Source organism: Magnetococcales bacterium (assembly GCA_015228935.1).
Lineage (GTDB): Bacteria > Pseudomonadota > Magnetococcia > Magnetococcales > DC0425bin3 > HA3dbin3.
On record JADGCO010000029.1, the window covers coordinates 16,313 to 37,762 of the forward strand.

Annotated in this window: 23 protein-coding genes and 1 tRNA gene; 9 read left to right on the top strand and 15 right to left on the bottom strand. The window is 56.5% G+C overall.

Translation table 11 applies throughout. The annotated features are described in order from the left end of the window. Positions 1-106: 106 nt before the first annotated feature. The 4 genes from murB to HQL65_08980 form a co-directional block, all read right to left on the bottom strand. On the bottom strand, positions 107-1,021 hold the full coding sequence (murB, locus tag HQL65_08965) for a UDP-N-acetylmuramate dehydrogenase (protein MBF0136357.1): 915 nt from the start codon (positions 1,019-1,021) through the stop codon (positions 107-109). A 10-nt stretch (positions 1,022-1,031) separates the two neighbouring features. Continuing rightward, positions 1,032-2,441, bottom strand: coding sequence for a UDP-N-acetylmuramate--L-alanine ligase (locus tag HQL65_08970; protein ID MBF0136358.1), 1,410 nt, complete (start codon positions 2,439-2,441; stop codon positions 1,032-1,034). 72 nt (positions 2,442-2,513) lie between these two features. Then, positions 2,514-3,752, bottom strand: coding sequence for a glycosyltransferase (locus HQL65_08975; protein ID MBF0136359.1), 1,239 nt, complete (start codon positions 3,750-3,752; stop codon positions 2,514-2,516). A 234-nt stretch (positions 3,753-3,986) separates the two neighbouring features. Next, on the bottom strand, positions 3,987-4,970 hold the full coding sequence (locus HQL65_08980; protein MBF0136360.1) for a sel1 repeat family protein: 984 nt from the start codon (positions 4,968-4,970) through the stop codon (positions 3,987-3,989). A gap of 357 nt (positions 4,971-5,327) precedes the next feature. On the opposite strand from HQL65_08980, the gene HQL65_08985 reads away from it, so the two are divergent. From HQL65_08985 to HQL65_09015, 7 genes are all read left to right on the top strand, one after another. Next, positions 5,328-5,401, top strand: a tRNA-Gly gene (locus tag HQL65_08985). A gap of 44 nt (positions 5,402-5,445) precedes the next feature. Then, positions 5,446-6,087: an ATP-binding cassette domain-containing protein gene (locus tag HQL65_08990; GenBank protein ID MBF0136361.1), complete on the top strand. Its 642-nt coding sequence runs from the start codon at positions 5,446-5,448 to the stop codon at positions 6,085-6,087. A 44-nt stretch (positions 6,088-6,131) separates the two neighbouring features. Beyond that, a complete protein-coding gene (locus HQL65_08995) occupies positions 6,132-6,470 on the top strand; it encodes a hypothetical protein (GenBank protein MBF0136362.1) in 339 nt (112 codons plus the stop codon). Between the two features lie 64 nt (positions 6,471-6,534). Continuing rightward, complete coding sequence (locus HQL65_09000; protein ID MBF0136363.1) at positions 6,535-6,795, top strand: hypothetical protein; 261 nt, start codon at positions 6,535-6,537, stop codon at positions 6,793-6,795. A gap of 280 nt (positions 6,796-7,075) precedes the next feature. Further along, complete coding sequence (locus HQL65_09005; protein MBF0136364.1) at positions 7,076-7,996, top strand: AAA family ATPase; 921 nt, start codon at positions 7,076-7,078, stop codon at positions 7,994-7,996. 48 nt (positions 7,997-8,044) lie between these two features. Next, positions 8,045-8,983 carry a DUF58 domain-containing protein gene (locus HQL65_09010; GenBank protein MBF0136365.1) on the top strand — a complete coding sequence of 313 codons (939 nt, stop codon included), beginning with the start codon at positions 8,045-8,047 and terminating at the stop codon, positions 8,981-8,983. Beyond that, on the top strand, positions 8,980-10,149 hold the full coding sequence (locus HQL65_09015) for a DUF3488 domain-containing protein (GenBank protein ID MBF0136366.1): 1,170 nt from the start codon (positions 8,980-8,982) through the stop codon (positions 10,147-10,149). Before HQL65_09010 ends, HQL65_09015 begins: the two co-directional genes overlap by 4 nt. A gap of 48 nt (positions 10,150-10,197) precedes the next feature. On the opposite strand, the gene HQL65_09020 is transcribed toward HQL65_09015, so the two are convergent. After that, positions 10,198-10,344, bottom strand: a complete 147-nt coding sequence (locus tag HQL65_09020) for a hypothetical protein (GenBank protein ID MBF0136367.1) — start codon at positions 10,342-10,344, stop codon at positions 10,198-10,200. A gap of 45 nt (positions 10,345-10,389) precedes the next feature. Here HQL65_09020 and HQL65_09025 point away from each other — a divergent pair, with 45 nt between their 5' ends. Continuing rightward, positions 10,390-11,643 (top strand): ATP-binding protein, encoded by a 1,254-nt coding sequence (locus HQL65_09025; protein MBF0136368.1) that lies wholly within the window; start codon positions 10,390-10,392, stop codon positions 11,641-11,643. A gap of 10 nt (positions 11,644-11,653) precedes the next feature. Beyond that, complete coding sequence (locus tag HQL65_09030) at positions 11,654-12,316, top strand: RloB domain-containing protein (GenBank protein ID MBF0136369.1); 663 nt, start codon at positions 11,654-11,656, stop codon at positions 12,314-12,316. Positions 12,317-12,373: 57 nt separating this feature from the next. Here the strand turns inward: HQL65_09030 and HQL65_09035 are convergent, their stop codons facing one another. The 10 genes from HQL65_09035 to HQL65_09080 form a co-directional block, all read right to left on the bottom strand. Next, positions 12,374-13,888 (bottom strand): hypothetical protein, encoded by a 1,515-nt coding sequence (locus tag HQL65_09035; protein ID MBF0136370.1) that lies wholly within the window; start codon positions 13,886-13,888, stop codon positions 12,374-12,376. Positions 13,889-13,952: 64 nt separating this feature from the next. Further along, a complete protein-coding gene (locus tag HQL65_09040; protein MBF0136371.1) occupies positions 13,953-14,315 on the bottom strand; it encodes a response regulator in 363 nt (120 codons plus the stop codon). A 145-nt stretch (positions 14,316-14,460) separates the two neighbouring features. Further along, positions 14,461-14,934, bottom strand: coding sequence for a chemotaxis protein CheX (locus tag HQL65_09045; GenBank protein MBF0136372.1), 474 nt, complete (start codon positions 14,932-14,934; stop codon positions 14,461-14,463). 12 nt (positions 14,935-14,946) lie between these two features. Continuing rightward, a complete protein-coding gene (locus tag HQL65_09050) occupies positions 14,947-15,321 on the bottom strand; it encodes a response regulator (GenBank protein ID MBF0136373.1) in 375 nt (124 codons plus the stop codon). Between the two features lie 10 nt (positions 15,322-15,331). After that, positions 15,332-16,249 carry a protein-glutamate O-methyltransferase CheR gene (locus tag HQL65_09055; protein MBF0136374.1) on the bottom strand — a complete coding sequence of 306 codons (918 nt, stop codon included), beginning with the start codon at positions 16,247-16,249 and terminating at the stop codon, positions 15,332-15,334. Between the two features lie 7 nt (positions 16,250-16,256). Further along, entirely contained in the window at positions 16,257-17,618 is a 1,362-nt protein-coding gene (gene cheB / locus HQL65_09060; GenBank protein MBF0136375.1) for a chemotaxis-specific protein-glutamate methyltransferase CheB, read from the bottom strand. 24 nt (positions 17,619-17,642) lie between these two features. Then, positions 17,643-19,334, bottom strand: a complete 1,692-nt coding sequence (locus HQL65_09065; GenBank protein MBF0136376.1) for a fused response regulator/phosphatase — start codon at positions 19,332-19,334, stop codon at positions 17,643-17,645. Between the two features lie 51 nt (positions 19,335-19,385). Next, positions 19,386-19,703 carry an STAS domain-containing protein gene (locus tag HQL65_09070; protein ID MBF0136377.1) on the bottom strand — a complete coding sequence of 106 codons (318 nt, stop codon included), beginning with the start codon at positions 19,701-19,703 and terminating at the stop codon, positions 19,386-19,388. A 40-nt stretch (positions 19,704-19,743) separates the two neighbouring features. Then, positions 19,744-20,757 (bottom strand): chemotaxis protein, encoded by a 1,014-nt coding sequence (locus HQL65_09075; GenBank protein MBF0136378.1) that lies wholly within the window; start codon positions 20,755-20,757, stop codon positions 19,744-19,746. A 176-nt stretch (positions 20,758-20,933) separates the two neighbouring features. Next, positions 20,934-21,437, bottom strand: a complete 504-nt coding sequence (locus HQL65_09080) for a chemotaxis protein CheW (protein MBF0136379.1) — start codon at positions 21,435-21,437, stop codon at positions 20,934-20,936. Between the last annotated feature and the right edge of the window lie 13 nt (positions 21,438-21,450).

Here is a 21,450-nt window from a genome sequence, read left to right on the forward strand (position 1 = left end):
TATTTCAACCCGAAAGTTGCTTCCCTGCGCCTTTGTGGTCCGGATGCCATAAGGTAGGGGTTTCGCTTCTTCCGCGCAAGTCATTCTTCTCATCCGTCGCTCTTTTTCACCACGGCGGTGATGTCCCATCCGGGGAGAGGACGCACACTTCCGGTTTCAACTCTATCCCACTGTCATGCAATACTTTTTCCCGAATCGTTTCCATCAATGTCAAAACATCCCGACTCCGGGCACCCCCACGATTAAGGATGAAATTACAGTGTTTTTCCGCCACCTGTGCCTGGCCCTGCCACACGCCCCGCAATCCGGCGGCTTCGATCAGGCGCCAGGCGGCAGGCCCCCGCGGGGGATTGCAAAACACGCTGCCTGCCGAGGGGTGATTCAGGGGTTGGCTGGCGATGCGGCGGTGATTGAAATCCTGCATGGTCCGCCGAATGATGGCCGGATCTTCCGATTGCAACCGAAACCGTCCCGACAAAAAAATGCTCCCGGCAGCAAGATTGGTATGTCGATAGGACATGCCGAGTTCCCGGGGCGTCTGTTCCTGTTCCTGACCGGTCGGCGTCAAAATCCGTGCAGACAAAAGAATTTTGCTCATGTCGCCACCGTAGGCACCGGCATTCATCCGCAGGGCACCCCCCACGCTCCCGGGAATGCCGGAGAGAAATTCCGCACCTGTCAGGCCCTGGTGGCGGGCAAAGTGGGCCAGGGCGCGGGTGGAAACGCCGGCCTCGGCCTCGATGGTCACCGCATCCACCAAATGCAGCCGGTTCAGGCCGGCAGTCAGATTCAAGACAACCCCATGGAAACCGGCATCATCGACCAGGACGTTACTGCCTCCGCCCAGAACCAGCCAGGGCACCTTGCCGGCCAGACGCTGCACCAACTGGGCAATTTCCAAAGTTGTCACGGGAAACACCATCCAGCGAGCCGGACCGCCCAGTCGCCAGGTGGTGTGGGGGGTCAGGGAAACCTGCTCGGCCACAGGCCGGGTCAGAACCGGAAAATCGGGCGTCGTCACCTCCATCATCTCAAGTCAGCGAACCGGCGTAGGCGCGTGCCCGCTGGGATATGTTGCCGGCTCCCAGAAACAGGACAATATCACCCGGTACCAGATGCGCCGTCAGGTCGGCAATCCAGGCGCTGCCGCCGGGCAGGGGGGCGGTCCGGGTCCGGCTTTGTTCGCGGATGGCCGTCATCAGGATTTCCTGACCCCGCTCGCCCAGGGGGGGATCCTCGGGCGGCGTCTCGCCAGCCGGATAAATGTGATCCACCAGCACGAGGTCGGTCTCCCCAAAGCTGGCGGCAAATGCCTGAAAGTGATCCCGGACCCGGGTATAACGATGCGGCTGAAACGCCACCACGAGACGCCGTTCCCGGCCAAACCCGGCCCGCACGGCGGCCAGTGTGGCCTGAATTTCCACCGGATGGTGACCATAATCGTCGATCACCACCCGCTCCGGGGTGTTCAGCAGCAGGTCAAAGCGGCGCTGCACCCCCTTGAAGCCGGCCAGGGTGTGAGTCACCGTAGCCCAGGGTATGTCCAGTTCCCGGGCCACGGCAATGGCAGCCAGGGTATTGGTCACGTTGTGCAATCCGGGCAGCGAGAGGGAGACCCATCCCCAATCGACCGGTGCGGCCTGCGGATCGGCGGTCACCTCGACCCGGAACCGGGTACGGATCCCTTCCTGCACGACCTCCACCGCCCGAATGTCCGCCCCCTCTGACAAGCCGTAGGTGACAACCCGCTTGTCGCCCAGATCCGGCAGCATGGCTTTGACCTCGGGGTGGTCCCGGCACAGGATGATCAAACCATAAAAAGGCACCTTGGCCACAAATTCCCGAAAAGCCCGGCGCACGGCATCGAAGTGGCCATAGTGTTCCATGTGTTCCGGATCCATGTTGGTCACCACGGCCATGGTGGGAAACAGCTTCAGGAAGGAGCCGTCCGACTCATCCGCCTCGGTGACCAGAAAATCGCCCCGTCCCAGATGGGCATTGCTTCCCAGGGATTTGACGATGCCGCCATTGACCACGGTCGGATCCATGCCGGCCTCGCCCAGCAGCGTGGCGATCAGGGAGGTCGTCGTGGTTTTGCCATGGGTTCCGGCAATGGCGATGCTGTATTTGAACCGCATCAGCTCGGCGAGCATTTCCGCCCGGGGCACGACCGGAATGCGGCGGCGGCGGGCGGCCACCATTTCGGGATTGTCCGCCGTGACCGCCGACGAATACACCACGGCATGGGCCTCGCCCACCTGGTGGGCCGCATGACCGATCTGGATGTTCGCTCCCAGACGGCGCAGACGCACAACATTGGCATTTTCCGCCACATCCGAGCCGGAGATCACATACCCCAGATTGATGAGGACCTCGGCAATGCCGCTCATGCCGATGCCGCCGATACCCACAAAATGCAAACGATTGATTTTTTCGTACATGATCCGTAAACCGCATCCATTCGGTGTCAAGAGTGGGAGAGGGATTTCGGTGCCAGGGTCGGGACAGAAGGGTTATTGCAGTGCCCGTTCCACTGCCTCCACAACAACCGGAGCCTGAAGTTCCCAGCAATAACGGGATTTGGCCAGTTCCAGAGCCGCCTTCCTGCCAGCGGCCAAGCGTAACGGATTGCCTGCCAATTCATCAAGTGCTGCCGCCAGGTGGCGGGCATCGCCGGATGGCACCAGAATGCCGGCCTCGGGATGGTCACCCAGAATCTCCCTCTGCCCCCGGGTATCCGTGGCCACAATAAACAATCCCGCCAGCAAATACTGGAACAATTTATTCGTGACGGTCAAATCCCGACTCGGAATGACCGTGTCATCCAGGGACAGCCCCACATCGTGTTCGGCAATGCGCGACAACAAATCCCGGTTCGGGACCAGGGGGTGGACAAAAACCCGTTCCCGCCAGACAGGAGACAGTTGCCGGGCCAGCCACGCCCGAGAGCCTGGCGAATCCTGGGCACGCAGGTGAATTTCGACCGGAATGCGCATATGCGGCAGGGCCGCAAAAAGAAACTCCAGACCGCGACCCGGACCCAGAGTCTGGGAAAACCAGTGCAGGGAGACCCTCTGCCGCCCCGGGGGTCGATCCAGGGCGAGGGTATCCAGCGTTTCCCGATCCGCCCAGGGAAATACATTGTAGACCACCTGCGGCGCGGGTGTCTCATAACGTTCCGCCAGACTGGCCGCCAGGGCATGGGACGTGGTCAGGGCATAACGACAATTCCGCAAGGCATCCTGTTCCAGCCGCCGCAAAAAGGTCAGTGGGCGACTCTGCCGCATGGCCGCAGTCAAATCCTCGGAAAACCAATCCTCGAAATCCACTCCCACCCGCAGACCGGCCTGCCGGAGTTGTTCTCCGACCCACAACCCTCCTTCGGCATGCACGATGGTCAAATCCGCCCGGCGGGCCAGGGCGGCCCGCAACAGATGGTGTACTCCGTATCCAAGCAGGGCGGGCGTCACCCGGCCCCGGCGTTGATACAGTTCCCTGGCCCAGCGGGACTGGAGACGCACCCCAATATTTTTGACCTTGCCTCGCCAGCCCTGGGGTCGAAAATCCAATGCCGGCTGAAAATGCCAGATTCCCTCTTGCATCAGCAAGGCATCCCGCTCCACCCAGGCCTGGCTGGACCAGACACCCAGGATCTCCACGTCATGACCGGCGGCCAGCAGGGCCATGGCCTCTTTTTGTGGTCGGGGTGCCGAAGCAAGATGGGCACCGATCAGAATCAAGATTCTGGCCATGAATCCAAACAATCAATGTACAAAAAAATAAACGAAAAACTGGGATGGAGGTCCAGGAGGAAGGGCTGTGCCCTTCCTCCTGGCGGGGTTTGGGGCGGAGCCCCAACAAAATCTTTCATATCAAATCCTTTTTTTGGAAAGGTTCTGAATTTTTGGAAGGGTTCTGAATTTTTGGAAAGGTTCTGAATTTTTGGAAGGGTTCTGAATGGTGACTCATCATGGATGAAAGATCGATCATGGACCCGGCTGGACAGGATGCCCGGATTTCAACCGTTCCAGCATGGCAACGGCTGGCGGGAAACCACTTTGTCCGGAGCGATCCAACCAGCGCATGGCCTCCTCGCGGTTGGCCAGATGGGGTGAAGCGGTCAACAGGAGCAGGCCCAGATTGTATTGGGCCGGTGCCAGACCTTTTTCCGCTGCCTGTCGCAAATGGTCCATGGATTTTTGTTCATCCCTGGCAACGCCCTGACCGGAACGATAAATCCGTCCCAGAATCAGATGGGCATCGGCAGATCCCTGGGCAGCGGCTTTTTCCAGCCAATTGCGTGCCTGCACCGGATCGGCGGGAGTTCCCCGGCCATCCAGCAGGGCCAGGGCCAGCCAGAAGGCGCTTTCGCCATCCCCTTTTTCCGCCCCGCGTCGCCACCAGGTGACGGCCTCGGCCAGATTTTCCGCAGAGGGTTTATCCCTGCCGGGCAGTTGCGACAACAATTGCGCCAGATTGTTCATGGCGGGAGTATAGCCGGCAGTGGCGGCCCGCTGGTACCACACCCGCGCCTGGGAGGGGGGAAGCAGGGAAGCCAGATTGTGCATGGCCGGGGCAAATCCCTGCTCGGCGGAGCGGGCAAACCAGATTTGCGCCACATCCGGATCCTGGTTCACGCCCCGCCCCCGTTGATAAAACACCCCCAGATTGTACTGGGCTTCCGGGCGACCGGCCTCGGCAGCCAGGGTGTAATGGTGCAGCGCCTTCTGTAAATCCCGTGGCAAAACAGCCCCGTTTTCCCACAACGTTCCCATGACGAAATGGGCCGCCGGGTCATTTTTCTCCTCGGCCAGGGGTTGGCAGGTTGCCCGTGCCCTCTCCATCTCCTGGGATAAAAAATAGGCCAGACAGACCCGGGATTCCTGTTGTTCGGCCCAGAGCGTGCCAAACCAACCCATCCCCGCCAACAGGATCCACAAGCCCCATCCGTCAAAATATTTCCGCACCATGGTGACTCCTCCCCTTCGGAAGGCTACGGCATGCAACCTCTGCGCCTCAAGGCAACCACTCTCAATCCCCAGCGCCACAAGGCAAACACTTCAGATATCTATTAACCCTCGAATAAAAAAAATTGGAAAGGAAGATTTTATTGGGGCTCCGCCCCAAACCCCGCCAAGAGGAAGGGCAGAGCCGCTTCCTCCTGGACCTCCATCCCAGTTTTTCATTCGTTTTTTTGAAATCAAGATATTGTTAGACAGCCTCTCAGATCCATGGTCGGTTTGCACATGCGGTTGCCCTGGCGAAAAGGTTGACCCGGCACAAAAATGGGTTACAATGGGACGCGAGGGTTGGAAAATCACGTCCAGGCGGGTGTCGTCTAATGGTAGGGCCTAAGCTTCCCAAGCTTAAGGCGGGGGTTCGATTCCCCTCACCCGCTCCATCTCCATCATGACACAGTAACCTGGCAGGGCCAACATTTTCGTCATGCAACCCCTGCTTCATCTTGATCGGGTGGTCATGCCACCACCCCTGGGAAGATCGCCCCTGACCCTCTCGATCCAGCCTGGCGAACGGTGGGCATTTCTGGGTCCGGAAGCGTGCGGCAAGAGTACCCTGCTGCGTCTTCTGGCCGGTCTGCAAGCACCCGCCGCCGGGGTGATCCGTCTGGAAAACAAACCGCTGCCGCAGTGGTCCGATCAGGAACGCTCCCGTCTCCTGGGAGTCCTGTTTCAGGACCCCGAACCCCGTTTTTTGACCCAACAGGTCTGGGAAGAGGTGGCCCTGGTCCCGGCCAGTCGCGGCATGACGGGTTCGCAGCTTGACCGGCATTGTCACGCGGCCCTGCTTCAGGCCGGGTTGTCGCCAGCCCTGGCCCGACGCTCCCCGGATACCTTGTCGGCCTCTCAATGTGCCCGGCTGGCACTTGCTGCCGTCCTGGCCGCCACGCCGCGCCTCCTCCTGGCCGATGAACCCGGTCGTGATCTTGCCCCGGATGGTGAACTTGCCCTGGCCGCCACCTTGCAAAATTTGACCCATTCCGGAACCACCACCGTCATCTTCACCAGCCATCCGATCCGCGCCCAGCGTTTTGCCAGCACCATCATTCCCCTGGATCCGCCCGCGTGACCGCATCCCCTCTGTCACAATCCAACCCCGAAAGAGCTACGTCCATGTTCAAATCCATCCTGTTGCCTCTGTTGTTGTGTATGGCCCTTCTGGCTGCATCCACCGTTGAAGCCGGTCGCAAAAAAAGCAAAGGCGACGACGATATCATCGATCTCAACGCCGTGACCTGTGGCGAGTTTGTGGAAGAGTTGCAACAAAAAGACAACGTGGAAAATGTCACCTTCATGATCATGTGGATTTATGGTTATCTGGGAGGACTCTCCGAGGCGACCAGGATCGACATGAATGAATTTGGCAAACTCACCGAAAAACTGGGCGAGTATTGTGCAAAAAATCCAAAAACCAATCTGCTGAAAGCCGCCAAGAAATCAAGTCCCTACTGATCTGCTGAAAGCTGCAAAAAAAGCAGGCCCCTACGATGATGAGGCATGAAGGGGAGGTGTTCCCGTGACCACTCTCGAAAACATCACCAGGCATGCTGTCCGCCTGCCGGAAGCCTTGCAAATCGAGTTGTTGCATTACGCCTTGTATCTCGAACAGCGGTTTGCCAGGACCGGTCAACCCATCGAGATTCCATCTGAAGAACGGCAACGTTTGTTGGCAGAATCATTGGAAGCCGCCGCACGCTTGAATCCGTTCCAGGAAATTTCCGATCCCGTGGCATGGCAACGCGAAATCCGGCAGGACCGCTCCCGGGCAACGCCTTGATCGCTGCAACCGCATTGGAACACCAGCAGACATTGGCAACCGCGAACGTCGATGATTTTCGTTGGATCGAAGGGTTGACTGTGTTCAACCCACTGAAGACGTTTTCGTAAATAATAATTGTTGGCTCAATACAGATTCCGGTTAAACCATATTTTGGCAAAATCAGCTTCAGCCTTGTTCATCAGACGAAGAACGAGCGGGCCAATGGTTTTACCTTGCGACTGTCGAAATTTTCGGGTCGCGGGTGTGGTTGCCGCCCAGCCTGTGCTATCATGAATCCATGAATCAACAAGGACCCTCAATCATCAGCCGATTGTTGTCTGACGCCGAAGAGATTCTTCTGGGCAAGGGGCGACAGATCCGTCTGGCCATGGCCTGTCTGCTCGCCGGGGGGCACCTGCTGATCGAGGATCGCCCAGGGGTGGGCAAGACCACCCTGGCCCTGACCCTGGCCCGTCTGCTGGGCCTGGGGTTTCAGCGGATACAGTTCACGAGTGATCTCCTGCCGGCTGATCTCCTGGGTGTCTCCGTGTTGGCGCGGGAGAGCGGCCAGTTTCGTTGGCATCCGGGACCGGTTTTCACCCCGCTCCTTCTCGCCGACGAAATCAACCGGGGCATGCCCAAGGTCCAGAGTGCCTTGCTGGAAGCCATGGAGGAAGGTCAGGTAACCGTGGAGGGGGAGACAAGACCCCTGCCCAGACCCTTTTTTGTCATTGCCACGCAAAATCCCCTGGAACATGCAGGCACCTTTCCCCTCCCCGACTCGCAGCTCGACCGGTTTCTCATCTGCCTGGATCTGGGCCTGCCGGATCCCAGGGCCGAACGGACACTCCTGGAAGGGGAGTCCCGCCGTCACCTGCTCGGGCGTTTGCAGCCACGCATGGATCCGGCAACCGTGCTGGAGTTGCAGATCGCGGCGGCCCGTGTGCATGCAGCCCCCCCGCTCCTGGATTACATCCAGAATCTCCTCGCCTTTTCCCGCCACTCTACCGATTTTCGGGAGGGAGGCCTGTCGCCACGGGCCGGTCTGGGTTTGTTGGCTGCGGCCCGGGCGTGGGCCTTCATGGCCGAACGACCCCATCTCCTGCCCGAAGATGTCCAGGCAGTCCTGCCGGGCATCGTGGGACACCGCCTGCGGCTCCATACCCGGGCCGGAATGGATGTCGGCAGGCATCTCCTGACTTCGGTTCCGGTGCCCTGATATGAATGTCGGCAGACATCTCCCGACTTCGGTTCCGGTACCCTGATCATGCCAGATGACATTCTCCAGTCTCGCTGTCCATTGCCGACGCTCCTGGATGGGCACCGTTTCCAGGTGGCCCCCGACTGGTTCGGCATCGGCATCCTGCTCGTCATCCTGGTCGTGGCCCTGCAAACCGGCTTGAACCTGGCCCTGGGATTGGTCGCCCTGTTGCTCGGGGTCTCCCTGGTGTCGATTCTCCATGCCTGGCGCAACCTGGCCGGCATTCGGGCCGTGCCCTTGCACCCGGCAGCCGTGTTTGCCGGTGAAACAGCATGTTTTCCCGTGCAACTGGCAGCCACCGGCCAGGATGCGCGATGGGCCATCCGGGTACGGACCGACACCAAAACAGCCACCTCCTCTCCAGAAACGGTGCATGTGCCGCCAGTCGGCCAGGTGATCCAGGAAATTCATCTCCCAACTACCCGGCGGGGTTGGCTGGCATTGACCGGGGTCTGGATCGAAACCGATTATCCTTTGGGATTGGCCAGGGTGCGAACGCCCCTGGATGGCACATGGCAATGTCTCGTCTATCCACAACCGGAGCAGGCGTCGTTGCCGTTACCGGTGGAACCGGGCGGCAGTATCGGCCAGGGGCAGGGATCGGGCGAGGATGATCTGGCCGATTTGCGCCTGTACCACCCCGGAGACCCCCTCCATAAAATTCATTGGAAATCCTCGGCCAAACGGGATGAACTGCTGGTACGGGAATTTTCCGGCCATGGTGAACCGGTGGTGTGGTTGCAATGGGAACGTCTGGCCATGCTGGACGATGAGGCCCGTCTTTCCCGCTTGTGTCGCTGGGTTTTGGATGCCGATGCCATGGGGGTCACTTTCGGGTTGAGGGTGCCGGGAGTGACCATCGCCCCGGCGCGTGGGGATGCGCATTGTGTCCAATGTCTGACGGCGTTGGCGCTGCATGATGTGGAACGCCTGTGCAATCCATGACTGCCCTGCTGCCTCTTCTCTGCCTGGAATTACTGCTGGCAACAGGACCGGGATACCTGCACCTGCCCTGGAGCGCGGCCCTGTTGGCCTGGGGAATCACGATCTTCTCCCTGACAATCATCCTCCATGGACATGCCCACCCTGAACGTCGCCGCCCGCCCAATCGCCCCACACTTGCAGGCCTGTTGATCCTGGCCTCCCTGTTGATCGTGCTGGCCAGGGAGAATGTCCCACTGCTCGATCTGGGCAGCAGTTTTCTGGGTGTCATCCTCTTCATCAAACTCCTGGAACTGAACTCCCGACAAGAAGCCAAGGGACTTTTGCTGGTCAGTCTGTTGCCGGCCCTGGCCGAATGCCATCACGATCAATCCTTCCTGGTGGGTTTGCGCCTGTTTGTGGTCGTGTTGCTTGTGATCGGTTTGCTCCTCTCCCTGACCCTGCAATCCGGTGAGATGCCCGCCCCCCCCCTGCTCACCGGAAAATGGTCCATCCCATGGGTCAATAGATCTCCCCGGCTGCGCCAGATCGGCATTCTGCTTCTCCAGGCCTTTCCCCTGGCCACGGTTCTTTTTTTGCTGTTGCCGCGCCCCCAGGGTGACCGGGAACTGTCACACTCCTTGCGCCAGATCATCTATGGCACGGATGGTCCCCAATTTGGCGGCGATGCCCCCGGCAGTTTGTCCCAGGCTGGGGGCATGCCTTTCCTGGGCGACAAGCCGGTCTCCGGAATGTTGCAGGATCTCGCCTCCTGGGTGAAAACCCTGTGGAATGCCTTCATCGATTATGGTGCCTTGGAGCAGCAGGAGATGTGGCTCGCCCTGGGCCTGCCGCACAAAATGCCCTGGTGGTGGGTTGTCGGCGTGGTCAAACTGCTGCTGGCACTGCTGCTGGCACTCCTGACGGGTTGGATTTCCTATCGGTATTGGCGGCGGGAAGATCCGGCAGTACGGCTCTATCGTCGCTTTTGCCAGCGTATGGCACGCCATGGCACGCCCCGCCTGGCCTGCGAAGGACCGGTCGCGTTTTCGCAACGGGCAGCAAAACACCATCCGCTTCTGGCCCCAAAAATCGAGCAGATCGGCCAATTGTATGCCGCGCTGCGGTATGGCAGGGATGCCCCTCCAGAAGCCATGCACCAATTGCGGTATCTCATTAATAATATTTGAAAAAACGCCATGAAGCCTGCGGGCGACCGGGCGATGACCCTCAGCGCTTCACGCCGCATCCTGAATGGAAACCACCAGACGCTTGCCGAGAACGAAAAGAGCCTGCTCAAGAAGAGGAAGTTTTGTGCCATGGCGCGGGTCGAGGATGCGACGCGCCTCTTTCTCATCACGAAATAAATTGATATTTTGCGCCATTTGTGCAAAATATCAATTTATTATCCATTCACGTGGTGGTGTTCCATGCTTGTCGAGTTTCGGGTCAAAAATTTTCGCTCCATTCGCGAGGAGCAGTGTCTGAGTCTGGTGGCTGCCAAGGATGCCGCCCACAAGGAGACACACCTTTTGGCGACAGGTATCCATGCCGTGCCGCATCTGCTCAAATCGGCGGTCATCTATGGTCCCAATGCCGGCGGCAAATCGAATTTGATCCGGGCATTGGAATTCATGCAGGGTGTGGTGGCCACTTCAGCGACCCAGACACGCGAGGGCGATCTATTCAATTATTCCGCATTCATGCTGGATGCCGTATCCAGCAAGCAACCCAGTGAATTTGAATTGACTTTTATTGACCAGGGTGTGCGTTTTCAATATGGTTTTTCCTTGATGCCGGAACGGGTGGTCGAAGAGTGGTTGCTGGTTTACAAGAGTGCCAAGCCACAAATGTGGTTTTCCCGGCGTTTTGATCCTGATGGTGGGAAGGATCTCTATGAATTTGGCCCGCACTTGACAGGAAAACGTTCCCTTTGGAAAGAGTCTACGCGCTCCAACGCCCTGTTCTTGTCCAAGGCCGTCGATCTCAACAGCGAGGGATTACGTCCCATTTATTCATGGATTACCAAAAAGCTCAGGATCATCGGTGCCGGGGATCGACCTCCATTTCATGCCTCGATCCTGCATGCAAAGACTGAGGAGGGAAAAACAGAGCTGTTGCGTTTTTTGGAAGCGGCTGATCTTGGTATCGTTGGCCTGGTGGCAAGTGATGAAAAAAAACTGAAGCAAATAATCAAAATGGGGTTGACGGCAGATGGCAAACCAGCAGCCGTGTACGCTGAAATGCCGATGCCCGTTTTTTTACATCAAGTCGAGGACATTGTGGCAAAAATTGACTTGGAAGATGAATCCGCAGGTACACAGAAATTTTTTGCTTTTGCCAGTTTTGTGATCAACATTCTTAAGGATGGTTGTGTATGGGTCGTCGATGAACTCGATGGCAGTTTTCATCCATTATTGGTACGCTTTTTGATCGGCTTGTTCCATTCCATCGATAATAATAAGAATGGTGCGCAATTGATTTTTACCACGCATGATGTTTCAATCTTAAACACAGAAATTTTTCGGCGTGATCAGATATGGTTTATCGAAAAGGATCAAACACAATCCAGCAAGCTTTATCCCCTGACAGATTTCAGTCCACGCCAAAAAGAGGCAATTGATCGTGGTTATCTCATAGGTCGGTATGGAGCGCTGCCATTTATTACAAATTTTAATTTATAAGGATTTATTCATGGCTATAGACAATCATCCTCGAATACGCCAGAATAATAAATTAAAAAGAAAGAAATATAAGCGTGCGAGTTATGATCGTATTTTGATTGTTTGTGAAGGAGAAAAGACTGAGGTGAATTATTTTGAAGAAATTCGAATAAGTTGCAGATTGCAAACTGCTAATGTACAGATTAAACATAGTGAATACGGAACAAATCCATTGCAAATAGTCGAATATGCTGTAGATTACTGTAGGAAACATGGCAATAGGTATGAACGTATTTATTGTGTTTTTGACCGTGATGAACATATTAATTATTTTAATGCAATAAATAGCGCTTCAGCAAAAGACAAAAAAATTAAAAATGAACTTGGTAAATATATTTATTTTTCAGCAATTCCATCCAATCCTTGTTTTGAATTGTGGCTATTATTACACTTTGAATTGATCACTCGCGAAATTCACCGTGACGAGGTCAAGCGTTTATTGCGTCAATCAGAATATTTGCCTGATTATACCAAAGGAGGAAGCAAATATTTTGAGCGTACCCGACACAAATTGAACGATGCTTTTGCAAATGTCGAAAAACAAAATTCCGAGCGTCAACGTCATGGGCACGAGAATCCATCCACAGCGGTAGGTCAGCTCGTCAAGTGTCTATTGGCCATGGGGGAACGTTGATGCGGTTTGAATATTTTGCCTTTTTCAACGGCGAATGGATTACAAACCGTTAATATTTCAGCGCTGTTTTTTGCGACGGAAATAATCCAGGACGGCGTGGACGGGAATGTAGCCGCGCAGAACGCCTTGTTTGCTGACCACAGGGAGCATGCGGAGGGAGTGTTCCAGGATGAGGTTGGTGGCCTGGTTGATGCTGCCCTGCATGGGGATGGAGATCAGGACCTGGTTTTCGTTGATTTTTCCCAGGGGCAGGGTGCAGATGGCCTTGTCGCGGGCGCTCATGGCCTGGGTGCCGAAAAAAGGCCCCATCAATTGCCTGAGGTCGCTTTGACTGACCACCCGGACCAGCTTGCCATGACGTTCGATGCCGATATAACGAAAACCATCCTGCCGCATGGCGTTGATGGCTTTGATGACCCGATCTTCCTCTTTCAGGCTGAAGGGGGGAATCGTGGTGACGATCTTGATGCTGCCGGCTTCATCTGGATGGGGCAGACCATCCGCAACCCCATAGACAAGATTGGGCGGCGGCAAAACGATGCCACCCTTGCCCCCAGCCATCTGGGATGCATGGGGTCCGGATGCGTCTTGCTGCTCCTGAAGGGAATCACCTTCGGTGGCGAATTCAGAAAGGGGGAACCCTTTTTGTTGCCCGACCAGATCGACATCCAGTCCACTCAGGGTGGTGTCTGAGGGTTCGATGGCGGCATTTTCCGGCTTGCCTTTACCTCCGGGAGCGGATTTGGAAGGAGAGGCGGGTGTTTTTCCTGCCGGTGGTGCGGCGGTTGCCTTGGTGGCAGTGGCTGACTTGGTTCCAGTCGCTTCCCGGGATGGTTCGACTGGTGCCGGTGCGGCGGCCTTCGCCGGAGCTGGAGCCGGAGTCGGAGCGGGAGTTGGCGCTGGTGTCGGGGCTGGTGTGGATTCCGGTTCGGCTGGAGCAGCCTTTGCCTTGGGCTCCTTGTTTTCGTCCGCCGTCCCTTCGATATCCACCTTGAACAATATTTCGCACAGCCCCTTGGAGAGGATCCATACGGAAGGTTCAACGGGAAACTTGGAAACCTGAATATCGACCGTGGCGGCCAGGTAGGTGCGGTTGTCGGGAATGGATTCCGGAAACTCGGCATATTGCGTATAGCTGGTGGGGAGGACCAGAAAAAGGTGCGAACCGTCCACCTTTTTTTCCACCAGATCGTTCATGGCACCAACCACCTGGTTGGCAATTTCCTGGAAACCTTCGCTGACCTCTTCGTTGTAATTGCGGTTTTTGACCTGTTCCTGGATGGCGGCCTCGGGGATCATCATCATCAGCCCGGCCAGGGAGATGGAGGTGGCCACATCCATGACGATATGGATATCGCCGGAGTTTTTGCCATCCTCCAGGACATAGGCGATGGTTCGGTCTGTTTCGAAGACCGGCTCCATTTCCTCACGGCCACGCATCAGGGCAAGATCCTTCAGCACGCAGGTGATGGGGGCTGCGGTGAGGGTGTTCAGGTCATTGGCCAGTCGCGTGAAGAAGTTCAGAAAAAAAGGACGGGCCTTTTTGAGGATCTGCTCTTCAGATGTGGGCATGCAGCATCACCTCGTGCGGGTCCGTATGATTTCCTCCGGTCCGGATCGAGACGCCTTTCGACAATTATTTGAAAAACTGACCCAGGGTGGCGCGCAGGGTATCCGGGGTAAAGGGTTTTTTGATATGGCCATTGGCACCGCTTTTGACGGCTTCGGCGACTTTGGCTTCGCCCCCTTCGGTGGTGACCATGACGATGGGCGTTTTGTCACCTGTTTTGCGGACCTCCTTGACGAAGGTGAGTCCGTCCATGTTGGGCATGTTCCAGTCGGAGAGGATCAGATCGCATTTGGATGCGGCCTGGGTTTCCAGTCCTTTGACACCGTCACCGGCTTCCAGGATTTCATCAATCTTGAAACCGGCCTGGCGGAGGCCCCGGGTAACGATCTTCCTCATGACGCTGGAATCATCGACGATCAGGACACGCATGTGATTTGTTCCTCTCTGGTTGGAGAAATTTCCTGTTATTCTACATGGTTATCTATGGTGCCGGAAGGGGGATCCGGGTCGCCCGTTCCGGATAATTCTGCCACACCGGACCATTATAGCCCAAAACGATGTCTGAATAAAACGTTCAAATGCTGAAGATGACGATCAGGGAGTGATCCTGCATGTGAAAGGTAAGCTGTTGCGTGGGATGGGCTGTTTTCCATTGGGCAACATACTCCGAACCCATGATGGCCATGGGGGTGCTGATGGTGATGCCGCTGATCTGCGACTGCGACTTCATGCCGCCGCAGACCATGTTGGCCAGTTCGGCGACACCGTCCAGGAGATCCTCCTGGGTCAATTCCCTGGTTTCGTTGCCGGTGATGGATTTGATGATGGCGGCAAGGGAACGTTGGCTGGTCATGACGGCGACGACGCCGGGGCAGGAGCCAAGCAGGTAGATCACGCCGCACACCTCCTGAGTCAGTTGGAAGATGGGCAGGGTTTTCACCGGCTCGCAGACGACGCGGTTCCAGGTTTCCGATTCGAGGATTTGGCAGGTCACGTTTTGCAACGTTTCCACCATGATACGGCAATTGTTTGCCTGGTCTGACATCATGCGGAAAATCTCCTAGCCACCCACGCCCAGGGCTTCCATGATGCGGGCCGCCATCTCTTCCTGGGAAAAGGGCTTGGTTTGGTAGTGAACGGCTCCGGCTTGAATGGCTTTGATGATATATTCCCGTTCCCCTTCCGTTGTGACCATCATCACCGGAATATTTTTGATGCGCGGATTGGCCTTGATGGATTTCAGGACTTCGAGGCCATTCATGCCGGGCATGTTCCAGTCGAGGAGGATGAGATTGATTTCCTGGCCGAGGTCCTGGAGAATTTCCAGACCGGCGACCCCATTTTCGGCTTCCAGCACATCGAAACCCAGGATTCCCCCGATACCGGCAATGACGCGGCGTATGGTTTTGGAATCGTCAATGGTGAGCAGTTTCATGGCCATGATCCTATGTACCTGGTTTCGGCAACACGCGATCCGGTGGGGATGGCCTGTAGGTGGCGGCGGTGGACGCTGTTGCTGTTTGCCTGGGCTTGGGACGGTACAACGTGGCGCTGCCGAGGGTAACCTGATCGAAAGCGGTTGTATAGCCTCGCGGCGATTCAGAAGCACCGATGGCCAGAAGGCCATCCGGGGCCAATGACGCATGCAGTTTTTGATAAATCTCGCTTTTCAATTCATTGGAAAAATAGATGAGTACATTGCGACACAGAATGAGATCAAAAACGCCATGTTCGGCAAAGCTCTCCTTCAAATTGAAGGATTTGAAGGTCACGAGCCGGCGTATGGCAGAATTGACTTCATGAGCCAGATTGTTGGCCTGCGGGATGAAATAGCGTTCCAGGAAGGCCGGGCGCATCCCCCGGGAGATGGCCAACTGGCTGTAGCGGGCTGTTTTGGCAATCATGAGGGCAGTCGGGGAAATGTCGGTTGCCAGGATTTGAAAGCGTTCCAGGGGGGGGGCGGTGGAGCCCATCTTGCGGCAACCGTGATCGAGCAGCATGGCGATTGAGTAAGGTTCCTGACCGGTCGAACAGGCCGCTGACCAGATGCGCACCTGGGGCTGATGTTCCCCTTTTTTCAACAGGATCGGAACCACAAAATCCGCCATGGCCGAAAAAAACGAGGCATCCCGAAACCAGAGAGTCTCGTTGGTGGTCATCGCATCGACAACCTTGGTCTTCAAAGGTCCCGTATCGGCCAGAAGTTTTTGATGAAATTCAATAAAATCCCGGCAGCCGGACTGGACCAGCAGCACGTTCAGCCGGTTTTCGACCAGGTACTCCTTGCCATCGGCAATCAGAATGCCACTATGTTCATGGACATAGTGCCGAATCAGGTCGAATTCTTCACGCGAGATAGGCATGCGCTGGTTACCGGCATAGATCCGAAATTCTGGGGCCAATCTTGTCCAACGGCAAGACTTCGTCCGCGAGTCCCGACTCTTCCACCGCCCGTGGCATGCCGTAGACGACGCAACTCTCCTGGTTCTGGGAGATGCACCAGGTATGCTTTTGTCGTTTGAGCAGCTCCACGCCCTGTGCGCCGTCACGACCCATCCCGGTCAGGATGACTGCCAGGACATTGCCGGTGAAATTTTCCGCTACGGATTGGAAGAGAACATCCACTGCCGGACGACACTCATTCACTCTGGGTCCTTCATTGAGGGAAACAACCATGCCGCCGGCGTCACTCTTGATACCCATGTGAAATCCACCCATGGCCAGGATGACACGCCCCGGGCCGATTGGCAATCCTTCCTGAGCTTCCTGAACTTCCATACCTGAAGTTCGACTCAACTGAGCAGCCAGGGAGGCCGTAAAGACCGGGGGCATGTGTTGCACGATCAGGGTCGGGATCGTCAGGGATCGGCCAATTCCGGACAGCAGTTGGGTCAAGGCTGCCGGACCACCGGTGGAGGAACCGATCAACAGCAGGTCAAAGTGCATGGGTTCCGCTTTGTCCTGGCTGGAAACTTTTCGGTGTGGTGACATGGATCGCGTGGCAGCGGCGGTTGGGGTCACAGGGGAAGGAGATGGTCCCGGACGTGGAGCCGCAGACGGCACGGAACGCAGGGCCGGAGTCGGCACGCTCCGTGGCATCGGGGGAGGCACCTTGGGGGGAAGCGTCACGGAAGGAGCCGGAAGCGGTGGCGAAGCAGGTGACCGGGATGGTGCCGGACGTGGCATCGGAAATGGTGCCGGTTTTTGTTCTTCCGGTTCGGGCGCGGTCCTGGTCGAAACAGGAGCGCGTGGTCCAGAAACATCCACGTTGACAACAGGTCTCCCGGGGGCCACCGGGGTGTTTGATTGGGCCGGATGGTCTTTTTTCTGCAACAACAGGGTCAGAATGGGTTCAAGATCGCGTCGCAGGGCTTCCCGTGCCCGGGTGGCATTGGACTCCAGGGGTTTGGTGACAAAATCCAGGGCACCGGCCTGCAAACACTCCATGACCAGATTGGCATTGGAGCGGGAAAGGCCGCTCACCATGATCACGGTGATGTCGGGATGGTTCTTGTGAAGATATTTTAACGTTTCCAGCCCATCCAGGACCGGCATTTCCACGTCGAGAAGGATCACTTCCGGCTGATGCAGCGCCAACTGGTCGAGGGCTTCGCGGCCATTGCTGGTCGAGGCGACCACCTGCACACCGGCGACGCTGCCGGCCACACTCTTCATGATCATCCGGTAGGTGATCGTGTCATCCACCACCATGATGCGGAGGGAGGCACCCATGAAATTATCAAATCCCTGAAGAGGTCATGAACTGGACCATCGGTAGGTGGCTTCGGCGATGTTCGCGTTGCCGTGATAGGTCAATTCCGTGCAGAGGGAACGCACCAGGGCAATGCCGCGGCCACCATGGTGCATGTTGCCTTCCAGGAAGGATTGTACCTGGTTGGGATCAAAGCCGGTCCCACTGTCGGCGATGTGGATGCGCAGCTCACCGCCCTGGGGATGGGGCGTATGGGTCAGGTGGATTTCAATCTGACCTTCGGTGAGGGCCGCCAGCCGCTCTTCGCGCTGGGCATAGTAGCGCAGAAAGCCTTCCGGGGTCTCCTTGGTGCGGGTATCCAGCTTCAGCAGGCCATGGTCCAGGGCATTGGAAAAAAGTTCGGCCAGAACCGTATAGATCCGTTCCCGTTGCCCGGAGGGTGCCTGGAGATTCATCAGGGCATTGATGATGGTGGGCAGGGGATCGACCGACTTCAGGGTGTGGGCGGAGAAGGTAAAGGAAATTTTCCAACTGGAAGGGGGAATATCCTTTTGGGGCAATTGTGGCCGACCTCCAGGCGGCTCTTCGCCGGCCCGGGCACAGACCACCTCCAGCAGACTGATATCGTCGGTTTGCACGGCATGACCACGAAAATGATTGAGTTTGTCCAGAATCATGGCAAACAACCGATCCGGTGGGTTGTTGCCATCGAAGAGGGCATCCAGACCTTCCTGGGAAAACATCGCTCCCTGGTCATTGGTGGCTTCGGTCAGCCCATCCGAGTAGAGAAAGACCCGATAATCGTCTTGCATCTCCAGGATTTCAACCTTGCGGTCTTCCCGGCGCATGGGGGCGACGCCCAGGGGAAGATGGCTGGAAAGAATGCGCCGCACGATGCGGCCACTCTGATCGGTGACCAGGACATCGGGCAGTCCGCCATTCCAGACCATGATGCTTTTTTGCCGAAAGTCGATTTCGATCAGGCAGGCGGCGCAAAACATGCGGGTCGGCAGGACCTTGCGCAGTTTGTCGTTGATCTGTTCCGCCAGATCGCCGATGGAAAACCCTTGCGCCGTCAGGCCATAAAACAGTTCCGCCAGGGGAAGTGCCCCGACCGAGGCCGACAGCCCATGGCCGGTAAAATCGCCCAGCATGATGTGCAGGCTGCCGGCGGGGGTGTAACTGGCCACGAGCAGGTCACCGTTGAACAGGGACATGGGGGTGGTCCAGTGGTTCAGACAGGGGGCATCCAGAAGATTGCCGGCCCGAACAATATTGGAAAAAAGATGTTGTCCAACCTCCATTTCGCGGCGGACGCTCTCCTGGTGTTTTTCCAACTGCTCTTTTTGGCTGCGCAGAACGGCATGGAGCTGGCGGATCCGCTCCATGGCGCTGATTTTGGCTTGCAGGATGACACGGTTGAACGGCTTGGTCAGAAAATCGTCGCCACCTGCTTCGATGCAGCGTGCCAACCCTTCGTCGTCGGTGACGGCGGTGAGAAAAATAATGGGGACGAAGCGATCCAGGGAGGCTTCCTTGATCTGTCGGGCCGCCTCGTAGCCGTTCATCAACGGCATGCGGATATCCATCAAGACCAGATCGGGTCGTTCGGATTTGAACAGGGCCACGCCATCCCGGCCATTGTAGGCAGTGACCACAGGGTGGCCATCCCGGCTCAGCAGCCGGTTCAGGATGGTACTGTTGATGCGGTCATCATCAACGATCAGGATTTTCATGCCGTGCCGTTGCAAGGATCGATGGAGGTTGTCTTTCGGGCTGTATGATCGTCAATTGATTTTGAAAAGACGCTGAAAATTGGCCGTTTCCAAAATTTTGCGAATTTCCGGGCGGGCATTGACGATTTCAATATCGGCTTCGTTGGCCCCGGCCTCTTCCCGAAGCAGAAGGAGCATGCCCAGGGCCGAAGAGTCGATGTACTCGGTCCCGGTCAGATCGATGATGAATTTGCGATTTTTGTTGACCGACCCATCGATCTCATTCTGATAGGCGGTACGAAACTGGGAGTGCATTTCAAAGTTGAAGCGGCCCTTGATGCTGATGGAGGTTTCGTTTTCATTGCGATTGACCGTGATGGTTCCCGACATCGTTCTCTCCTGCTGGCAATGGGTGATGACCGACTGAAAGTCAAAACAGTTCAATGTCCCCTTCGTCCATGGAAGTCTGATCGACAGGTTTGTGGCTGCTCTGGGCAAACAGATCCAGATGTTCCTGTAATGTCTCGCGTATCGCCTGAACTCGTGCCGCCTGATCCGTCAATCCCGGCTTGAGACAGCCACAGCATACCACATGGGTGAATTGTTCCATGAGATTGATGTGTTTTTCCAGGCTTTGCACGAGCTGTGTCACCATATCCTCAAACTGGAGAGACATCACCGCCGTTCCCACATCCTGATTGATCCGTTCGGTGATTTCCGACACCTTGACCAGGGTGGCGGCTGTGAACCTGTCGATCTTGCTGACTTCTTCCATCATTTCATCGACCCGGCCCTTGGATTCGATGGCAAAGCTCATGTCCTTGGATGCCATGATTTCGATGATTTCCTTGGCTGATTCGATATTTTCCTGGGAGCGACGCACCACCTGATTGATTTTTTGACTGAACTGGTTTGAATCCTTGGAAAGCTTGCGGACCTGGTCGGCCACAACGGCAAACGCCTTGCCCGCCTCTCCGGCTCGTGCCGAGACAATTCTCGCATTGAGGGCCAAGACGTTAGTCTGTTCCGCAATGGCGTCAATGTCATGCAAAAAATTGACGACCTCGTTCATCTGGTTGGAAAGATCGTCGATGCGATGCACCATTTCCATGCTTTGGCGACTGACCAGCAGAATGTGGTCCACGAAAGAGCGCAAAATCCGGTCGGTTTCACTGACGAATTGCCGGATATTGATGCGTTTCTGGGCCTCATCACCCTGGGGTTTTTCGGAACTTTCCGCCCCTTCCATGCTTGTGGTCAGGGAGGTCACCAGCTCGTTCTGACTGTTGGATTGATCGCGCAGACCATTGAAACTGGCCGTTAATTTGACGATGGCATCCTGGACGAGAAAGCGAATCTGGCCGGCATCATGGCGCAATACATCCATTTCCAGGTGAAGCTGCCCCTGGATCTCTTGCGCAAGCTGTTGTTCTTGATTGTCCATGATGGCGTTTTATGGATATCCGCTCTGCTCAAGCTGTTGTTCTTGATTGTCCATGATGGCGTTTTATGGATATCCGCTCTGCTGGGGTCTCACCGTTGGCTGTTCATGGATCGGGATGGGGAGCAGACCGTTGCGGGATCAACTTGCAATCAGGCCGTTGCGAGGAAAACACCCGATCAGACTGTTTCGGAATCAACACCCAGGACACTGGCAACATCCAGGATGACCAGTAAATTGTTTTCAAACTCCACGACTCCATGGACAAAATCCGCCGCGATGCCGCGCAGGTTGGCCGGGGGGGGTTGAATGTTGTCGTCGGAAATTTCCAGCACATCGCCCAGTTGATCGACGACCAGACCGACCGGATCCTGCCAGGGACAACGCGCCTCACCGATTTCCCGATTGATCTGGATCACCTCGCTGCGCGTTTTCATGATGACATTGTACTGCTTGCGCTTGTTGTTGGCCGTCCCCTCGCCGACAGGCTGTGCATCGTTCCAGCCCAGACGGCGTTTCAGGTCAAACAGGGTGATGACGCGCCCGCGTATGTTCAGCATGCCGCGAATGTAATCGGGCGAGCCGGGCACCGGGGTACACTCCATGGAGCGATTGATTTCCCGCACGAGCAGAATTTCGATGCCCAGATACAAATCGCCCAGGGTGAAGGTGCTGACGAGCATGGCTCACTCCCCC